The 7567-nt window shown below is 55.4% G+C and carries 9 protein-coding genes; 6 read left to right on the forward strand and 3 right to left on the reverse strand.

Going from position 1 to position 7567, the window contains the following annotated elements:
• The first annotated feature begins 70 nt into the window (after positions 1–70).
• Positions 71–667: a malonic semialdehyde reductase gene (locus tag ACKTSJ_RS09600; protein WP_407899688.1), complete on the forward strand. Its 597-nt coding sequence runs from the start codon at positions 71–73 to the stop codon at positions 665–667.
• A 129-nt stretch (positions 668–796) separates the two neighbouring features.
• Here ACKTSJ_RS09600 and ACKTSJ_RS09605 read toward each other — a convergent pair whose 3' ends face one another.
• The 3 genes from ACKTSJ_RS09605 to ACKTSJ_RS09615 form a co-directional block, all read right to left on the reverse strand.
• Entirely contained in the window at positions 797–2218 is a 1422-nt protein-coding gene (locus tag ACKTSJ_RS09605; protein WP_407899690.1) for an ABC transporter permease, read from the reverse strand.
• Positions 2219–2327: 109 nt separating this feature from the next.
• Positions 2328–3305 carry an ABC transporter permease gene (locus ACKTSJ_RS09610; RefSeq protein ID WP_407899692.1) on the reverse strand — a complete coding sequence of 326 codons (978 nt, stop codon included), beginning with the start codon at positions 3303–3305 and terminating at the stop codon, positions 2328–2330.
• The gene (locus ACKTSJ_RS09615; protein ID WP_407899694.1) at positions 3305–4267 is read right to left on the reverse strand and encodes an integron integrase; all 963 of its coding nucleotides are present in this window, start codon (positions 4265–4267) and stop codon (positions 3305–3307) included. The genes ACKTSJ_RS09610 and ACKTSJ_RS09615 overlap by 1 nt, the downstream gene beginning before the upstream one ends.
• A 172-nt stretch (positions 4268–4439) precedes the next feature.
• Between ACKTSJ_RS09615 and ACKTSJ_RS09620 the strand changes: the two genes are divergently transcribed.
• The 5 genes from ACKTSJ_RS09620 to ACKTSJ_RS09640 all read left to right on the forward strand — a co-directional run.
• Positions 4440–4859 (forward strand): hypothetical protein, encoded by a 420-nt coding sequence (locus tag ACKTSJ_RS09620; protein ID WP_407899696.1) that lies wholly within the window; start codon positions 4440–4442, stop codon positions 4857–4859.
• A 101-nt stretch (positions 4860–4960) separates the two neighbouring features.
• The gene (locus ACKTSJ_RS09625; protein ID WP_407899697.1) at positions 4961–5524 is read left to right on the forward strand and encodes a hypothetical protein; all 564 of its coding nucleotides are present in this window, start codon (positions 4961–4963) and stop codon (positions 5522–5524) included.
• 43 nt (positions 5525–5567) lie between these two features.
• Positions 5568–6182, forward strand: a complete 615-nt coding sequence (locus ACKTSJ_RS09630; RefSeq protein ID WP_407899699.1) for a hypothetical protein — start codon at positions 5568–5570, stop codon at positions 6180–6182.
• A 21-nt stretch (positions 6183–6203) separates the two neighbouring features.
• Entirely contained in the window at positions 6204–6641 is a 438-nt protein-coding gene (locus ACKTSJ_RS09635; protein WP_407899701.1) for a protein tyrosine phosphatase family protein, read from the forward strand.
• Positions 6642–7232: 591 nt separating this feature from the next.
• Positions 7233–7567: transposase (locus ACKTSJ_RS09640; RefSeq protein ID WP_407899703.1), on the forward strand; the 335-nt coding region annotated here is incomplete at its 3' end.

Genomic DNA, 7567 nt, shown 5'->3' on the forward strand with positions numbered 1-7567 from the left:
GTTATAGTCAACTACCCAGATGGGGGAGAATTGCGACACCCCCACCGCCACCCATCCATCGGAGGAAAACATGCCGCACACCCCGCTAACCCCGGAAGCACTGAATCAACTCTTTCTCGAAGCCCATACCCACAACGCCTGGCAGGAAAAACCCGTGCCGGAGGCTTTGCTGCACCGGTTGTATGAACTGCTGCGCATGGCGCCGACTTCCGCCAACAACAGCCCGGCGCGCATCGTGTTTGTGCAGTCGCGGGCGGCCAAGGAAAAACTGCTGCCCGCGCTGATGGAAGGCAACCGCGCCAAAACCCTGGCCGCCCCGGTCACCGCGATCATCGGCTACGACCTGCACTTCTATGACCAACTGGGCAAGCTGTTCCCGAATGCACCGGATGCCGCGAGCTGGTTCAACAAGGACGAGCAAACCGCCTTCACCAACGCCTTCCGCAATGGCACCCTGCAAGGCGCTTATCTGATTCTTGCCGCACGCGCGCTCGGCCTGGATTGCGGCCCGATGTCCGGTTTCGATAATGCAAAGGTGGATGAATTGTTCTTTGCTGGAACGCAGGTGAAATCGAACTTCTTGTGCAACCTCGGCTACGGCGACCCCAAAGGGGTCTATCCGCGCAATCCGCGTTTGAGCTTCGACGAAGCCTGCCGGGTTGTATAGGCCAGTCCGACAGGCCGGGTTGCCCCGCAGGGGTTCTTGCACCCTTGTGGTGAAACCCGACCCGCAAATTTCGCCGCTCCCTGTGGGTCGGACTTCAGTCCGACGCAGTCGCCTGCAAAGTACCGCGACTCAAGCGCGGCTCAGGCGCGGATCGAACGCATCGCGCACCGCATCGGCAAACAGATTTGCCGCCAGCACCAGCACCAGCATGAAGCCGAATGCGGCGGCCAACGCCCACCACACCATCGGCTCGCGCCCCATCTCCAGGCGCGCGCCGTTGATCATGGTGCCGAAGGAGATCATCGAAGGGTCCACGCCCACGCCCACGTAGGACAACACCGCCTCGGCCAGCACCAGCGCGGAGAAATCCATCACCAGCGCGATCAGGATGATGTGCATCACATTCGGCATGATGTGGCGGGTGAGGATGCGCATGGACGACACGCCAAAGGCTTGCGCCGCCTGGATGTATTCCATCTCGCGTAGTTTCAGCGTTTCGCCGCGCAACAGGCGGCACAGTCCGGTCCAGCTTGTCACCCCGAGAATGAAACACAGCGCCACCAGCCGCATGTCGGCGCGCGCCGCAGTGGTGGGGAACCATTCGGGATGGGTATCAATCGTCACCTGCATCATGAGCACCGCCGCTGCGATCAGCAACACGCTGGGGATCGAACTCAACACGGTGTAAAGGTACTGGATCACATCGTCCACCCAGCCGCGGAAATAGCCCGCCGCCACGCCGAGGAACAGCGCCAGCGGCAGCGTCACCAGCGTGGTCACCGTGCCGATGATGAGGCCGGTGCGGATGCTTTTGAGCGCAAGATAGAGCACATCCTGCCCGACTTTGTCGGTGCCCAACACGTGATAGACGGTGGCCAGGTTGGCGATTGCGCCGATGAGGGCGCTAACCAACAGCAGCGCGATCACAACAGCTAGCCGTCCTTTAAACACCGTCATTCCGGCGTAGGCCGGAATCCAGTCATTCAGAAATGCATTTTTGTTCACCCCGCTGGATTCCGGCCTACGCCGGAATGACGAAATCCCCAAAAGCAGCATTCCAAAAATAATTCCCCATGCACCACCAACCACCGCCCGCGTCACCACATCCACAGCGCGCTGCGCCTCATCGGCCAGATGCGCCCCGCCATATTGCAGTCTCGGGTAGTCCCGCACGACGTTGCCTTGCGCATCGGTCACGCTTTCCTTCGCATATAAGGTCAAGGCAAACGGTGCGGAATAGGTCTTCTCCGTCTGCGTGCGCAGCGGCTCGGCCAGCTTGTCGAACACACTCAACACCTCGGGCGAATACACCTTTTCACCGCCATTGGCTTGCGGCAATGCCACCCGGAAATGCAGTGTATCGAGCAGGCCAACGGCAAAGAACAGCGTCAGCACCAGCAGCGCCACCAGCGCCACATTGCTTTGCGCCACACGCCGCCACGGCAGCAACAGATGCTCGCGCCGGCGGACATACAAAGCGCCGGCAATCCCCGCCGCCAGCAGCAGGAACACCAGCGCATCGCTCCACAGGATGACGGGGGTGAAATTCATGCGGGTCGCCCCCTCTGTGGGTCGGGTTTCAACCCAACACAGTGGATGCCTGTAGCCGCCTGTCGGGTTGAAACCCGACCCACCACTACAACCAGAAATACCGGCGCCTTCATTGCAGCCTCACCCTCGGATCAACCACCGTGTAGGACACATCGGTCAGAATCAGCCCAGCGATGTACAGCACCGACCCCAAAAACACCATCGCCCGCACCACGGAAAAATCCTGCGCGTTGATGGCATCGATGGTGTAGCTGCCCAGACCGGGGATGCCGAAGAACGATTCCGTCAACAAGCTCCCCATGAACAGCAGCGGAATGACCACCACCACGCCGGTCAAAATGGGAATCATCGCGTTCTTCAGCACATGCGTGAACAGCACGCGCAGTTCAGACAAGCCTTTGGCGCGCGCGGTGCGTACGTAATCCTTGCCGATCTCTTCGAGGAAGATGGTGCGATACCAGCGGCTGCTGGAACCGATGCCACCCACCACACCGATGAGGATCGGCAGCACCACGAATTTGAAACTGTCCGCCCCGCCCGCATAGCCGGAGATGGGTACCAGGTGCCACAGCTTGCTCACCACGAACTGCCCGCCGATGATGTAGAACAGGCCGGAGATGGACATCAGCAACACGCACAGCGCCACCCCCGCCCAATCCAGCACCGTGGCGCGAAACAGCGTCATCAGCAAAGCGAAGCTGACATACACCACGAGCCCGATCAGAAAGGTCGGCAAGGCAATCGCCAGGCTCGGCCCCATGCGCGTGACGATCTCGCGCGAAATGCTGCGCCCGTCATCCGAATAACCGAAATCGAACACAAACATGCTGGCCGACTTCTGCCAGAAGATCGTGCCAGTCATTTTTTCTGCACCGGCGGCTGCGGCATTGATGAACAGCGGCTTGTCGTAGCCGCGCTGCTGTTTCCATTTCTCGATGGCCTCCGGCGTCACCCGCTTCACCCCGAGCTGCATGCGCGCCATATCGTCCGGCGTATTCACCACAAAGAACAACGCGAAGGTGAGCAGGTTCACCCCGATCAGGATGGGAATGGCGTAGAGGATGCGGCGGACAAGGTAAGCGAGCATCAGCGATCCAGCGGACTCACCACACCCTTGCCGCCTTTGTTCAGCACATGGGTGTAGATCATGGTAGTGGAAACATCGGAGTGCCCCAGCAGCTCCTGCACGGTGCGGATGTCATAGCCCGATTGCAGCAGATGCGTGGCAAACGAATGGCGGAAAGTGTGCGGCGTGGCGGGCTTGGTCAATCCGGCATCGCGCACGGCCTGCTTCACCGCGCGCTGCACCCCTTTCTCATCCAGATGATGGCGGCGCGTCTTGCCCGAGCGCGGATCGACCGACAGATTCTTCGATGGAAAAACATATTGCCAGCCCCACTCGCGGCCCGCATTGGGATATTTCTTATCCAGCGCAAACGGCAAATACACTTCGCCATAACCCTGCGCCAAATCTTCTTCATGCAAGGCCTTCACCTTAAGCAAATGTGCTTTAAGCGAGGCAGTTACGGCCTCCGGCAACATCGTCACCCGATCCTTGAAACCTTTGCCCTCGCGCACAATGATCTCGTGCCGCGCAAACTCGACATCCTTCACCCGCAAGCGCACCGCTTCCATCAAACGCATCCCGCCGCCATACAACAACGACGCAATCAACAAATGTGAACCGCTCAAGCGCGACAATACCGCCTGCACCTCCGCCACCGTCAACACCACAGGGAGCTTCTTCGGCGCTTTGGCTTGAGTAATGTTATCCAGCCACGGTAATTGAATTTCCAGCACCTCGCGGTAGAGAAACAGCAACGCGCTCTTGGCCTGATTTTGAGTTGATGCAGAAACCTTACCAGCCACAGCCAGATGAGTGAGAAAGGCCTCGACATCCTGCGCCCCCATGTCTTTGGGATGGCGCTTGTCGTGAAAGTAAATAAAGCGTTTAATCCAGTCCACATAGCTTTGCTCGGTGCGTAACGCGTAGTGCTTCACCCGCAACTTGTCGCGCACTTGGTCGAGCAATTTGGGGGATTGGGTCATGTCGTATTTATCTGAAAATTTAGGGTGTGCTAAATTTTAACACCCAATCAATACAAGGCACTACATGAAACAATCCAGAATATACACCCTGAAGGTGCTTTTCATGGAATTTTTTCGGGTGTCTACTTTACGTTAGGCAATATCCCCTCGCCACGGGGTGACAGGAGAAATTATGTACATCGTTGGTATTGTCTTGTGGGTCATCGTAATTTGGCTTGCTGCTTCCTTCTCATGGGGTGTTCGCCAAAATACGAGCACCGGTTTTGGCGTAACTATCCAGACAACAAATACGGCCATGTTGTTTACAGCCCAAGCCATTGTAGTTGGTGCTTTCGATTTAAATCCCCTCCATTTCCTCTGGATGATTCCCGTTAGCTTCATCTTTGGCAGCCTGTCACTTATTGCGCCTTTTTCGTTGCTTTCCCCTGTTGGCAACTTGTATGGCCGCTTATGTTGTTTGGGCCTCGACGCTGAAGTGGTTGCACAGAATAAAGCTCGCTTAAGGTACGTCAGAGAGCTTGTTTCTACTGGGCACTCCCTCGACGAAGCAACACATATGGCTTTGGAAAAGTATCCTGGTCACAATGCCTAACACTTCGGTCAAGGTCGCTCCCTTCGGTCGCTGGACGCTGCGCGAAAAAGCGCCGCGCAGCGCCCCTTACCTCCAACGTTGGGCAACAAGGAATCATCGCCATGCAAGCTATTGATAAAGCCGCATTCCAAGATTCACGAAACGCCTTGCTTTCGGCAAAAATTCAAGCAAGATTGCAGGACGAACGAAGAGAGAACAAATGGTTGGATGGCGTGCTACGAGATGTGGAAAGGAATAACGGATTTTCGGGGCCAGTCCCATTGGTAAATCAGGCAACGTTTTTGGCAATGCTTTATTCCACGGCACTTTGGTTGCGAGAATCATATTTCAAAGATCAGGATGCGGTAGTGATTTTAAGGAAACACATCAATTCTTTTGTTGGCAATAGTGACATAAAGGTTGCCTACGGTTCGTCAGCAACACATTTTTCAAAAAATAATCCTGAACAATTTGCCCGACGCCTGCGCAATGCCTTGGGTCATGCCTCAGTCGCAGTAAATAATGACACGTTCGTATTCAAAGACACGAACACCAGAAGCAAAGATGACTGGGTCAGTATTGAGATGCCTTGGTCGGTAGTCGGTGAGTATACGATGGCACTAATCGCCGCAGGTAATGAGCTACTTTATGCCCAACCCATCATTCCACCGGACGCTGCGCGATAAAGCCGCGCCGCGCCGGTGAATTCAAACGTTAGCCGTCCCAATCATGATGATGACCATGCGCGACATAGTTGCCGATTACATTCGTTGCTGCCGAGAGAGTGCAGAACAAGAGCAGCGTTGGTTTGCTATTCAGCGCACGCTTGAAGAAGCTGTGTCTCGTGCGGCACTCGCAGTAAGCCCAAGTGGTAAGCGCCTCTCCCACCAGAGAAGAATTCCCCAAGCCGTTCTTGCCGAATGCCGTCGCCGCTTGGTCGCGTCGTTGCCCGCACTTTCCAATGCTCGGTCATTCGAGGTCCTCCACGAAACAGTGGCCGCTGTAATTGGGCCAATTCCCGGCATAGGCGAACTCACCATCTACGACACCGCTCTTCGCATCGGTGCCAAGTTGCAGCTTGAGCCAACTGTCGTTTTCCTTCACGCCGGTACTCGCGCAGGTGCTCTGCGTCTGGGCTTGAGCGTGTCGCGCAAGTTCATTCCCGTAGCGGAGTTTCCACGCGCCTTTCAGAAACTGAAGCCCCGCGAAATCGAAGACGTCCTGTGCATTTACAAGAGTGAGTTGGGTACCGACGCCAACCCTAGCCCATCAGGTAGCGGTTGCTACGGGAAGGCTAACCCTGCAATGCACCGGACCTGCGCGAAAAGCCGCGCAGGCCGGTGATTTTGAACGTTATAGCTCACCATGAACGAAATCCGAGCGTACTTTAAAGTTGGTGAAAAAGTTGCGACGTCGGGTCAGCCGACTGCAGAGCAATTTTCAGAGATCGCCGGTTCTGGGTATGACGTGGTCATAAATTTAGCGCTGCCCACAAGTACTCACGCCCTCGAAAATGAAGCCTCAATAGTTCAATCGCTAGGCATGGCCTATATACATATTCCCGTTAGCTGGGAAAGTCCGCAGCTTTCCGATCTCCAGCAGTTTTATGAAGCCATGCATCAGCACGAAACAAAGAAAATTTGGGTGCATTGTGCTTTAAACATGCGGGTGTCTTGCTTCATGTACCTGTATCAATATTGCGTGCTAGGGTTACCAGAGCAACAGGCACAATACCCAATGTCAGAAATATGGTCGCCAACTGGGGCTTGGGCTGAACTCGTCACTGCCGCAAAAGCGCTATAACCAGGCGTTCAAGCGGAACATCCAAAAGCAGCGCATTTGCTTCGCAAATTTTACGCGCCGCTTTTGGCACGTTGCGCACCCTGCGGGCGCTCCACTTGTCCGCTTAACTTGGCGTTGAACTAAAGGTATGCAATGGACATTGAGCTAACAAAGTTGGTTGTAACTGTGTTGCTGGCAATAGCTGGCTATTTGCAGGCTGGCTGAACTCTCTTCGTGATAGTGCCAACAAGAGGCGAGAGATTGTTGTGCAGCACTTGATTGATGCCTACAAAATTCTTACTCAAGAAATTGGACGAAGGGATGCAACCGTTGAGTCAATAACGAAGCTTGAAAATCTACTTAGTGAAATTCAGCTTTTCGGCTCCCGAAAACAAGTTGATCTAGCTCGAAAGTTGTCGAATCAAACCGCTCAAGAAGGCGTTTCTACGATTGATCCGTTGATTGAAGATATGCGTGACACATTGAGGAAAGAATTGGGTTTGGAGTTAGTGCAACATTGTTTCTGTAAATTCCGAACCCGGCCTGGCGAACGGGTTTGCAAGTAAAAATCCTTGAGGGTTATTCTAACCACAACCCCGAAGGAGAAGCACCATGGCAATGCAAGTAGAAACCAACCCCCTGGAGGCGGCCTATGCGGCGCTATTATCGCAAGGACTCGATGGCGCAGGCGAAGCGTTACGCATCCTGGTCAATGAGGCCAGCAAAATCGAACGTGCCCAGCACCTCAACGCCGACCGATATGAGCGATGTACCGAACGCAGCGGGCACGCCAACGGCTTCAAGCCCAAGACCGTGATGACGCGCATGGGGCAACTCACCTTTGACGTTCCGCAAGTGCGCGACAGCAGTTTTTATCCCTCCGCCCTGGAGCGCGGCACCCGTACCGAGCGGGCGCTCAATATCGCGCTGGCGGAAATGTACGTTCA

The organism is Ferrigenium sp. UT5, assembly GCF_045866295.1.
In the GTDB taxonomy this organism is placed as follows: domain Bacteria; phylum Pseudomonadota; class Gammaproteobacteria; order Burkholderiales; family Gallionellaceae; genus Sideroxyarcus.

What these genes read in the sequence shown, in the direction of transcription:
- ACKTSJ_RS09600 (WP_407899688.1), top strand. Translation starts at nt 71, where the DNA reads ATGCCGCACACCCCGCTAACCCCGGAAGCACTGAATCAACTCTTTCTC.
- ACKTSJ_RS09605 (WP_407899690.1), bottom strand. Translation starts at nt 2,218, where the DNA reads ATGAATTTCACCCCCGTCATCCTGTGGAGCGATGCGCTGGTGTTCCTG.
- ACKTSJ_RS09610 (WP_407899692.1), bottom strand. Translation starts at nt 3,305, where the DNA reads ATGCTCGCTTACCTTGTCCGCCGCATCCTCTACGCCATTCCCATCCTG.
- ACKTSJ_RS09615 (WP_407899694.1), bottom strand. Translation starts at nt 4,267, where the DNA reads ATGACCCAATCCCCCAAATTGCTCGACCAAGTGCGCGACAAGTTGCGG.
- ACKTSJ_RS09620 (WP_407899696.1), top strand. Translation starts at nt 4,440, where the DNA reads ATGTACATCGTTGGTATTGTCTTGTGGGTCATCGTAATTTGGCTTGCT.
- ACKTSJ_RS09625 (WP_407899697.1), top strand. Translation starts at nt 4,961, where the DNA reads ATGCAAGCTATTGATAAAGCCGCATTCCAAGATTCACGAAACGCCTTG.
- ACKTSJ_RS09630 (WP_407899699.1), top strand. Translation starts at nt 5,568, where the DNA reads ATGATGATGACCATGCGCGACATAGTTGCCGATTACATTCGTTGCTGC.
- ACKTSJ_RS09635 (WP_407899701.1), top strand. Translation starts at nt 6,204, where the DNA reads ATGAACGAAATCCGAGCGTACTTTAAAGTTGGTGAAAAAGTTGCGACG.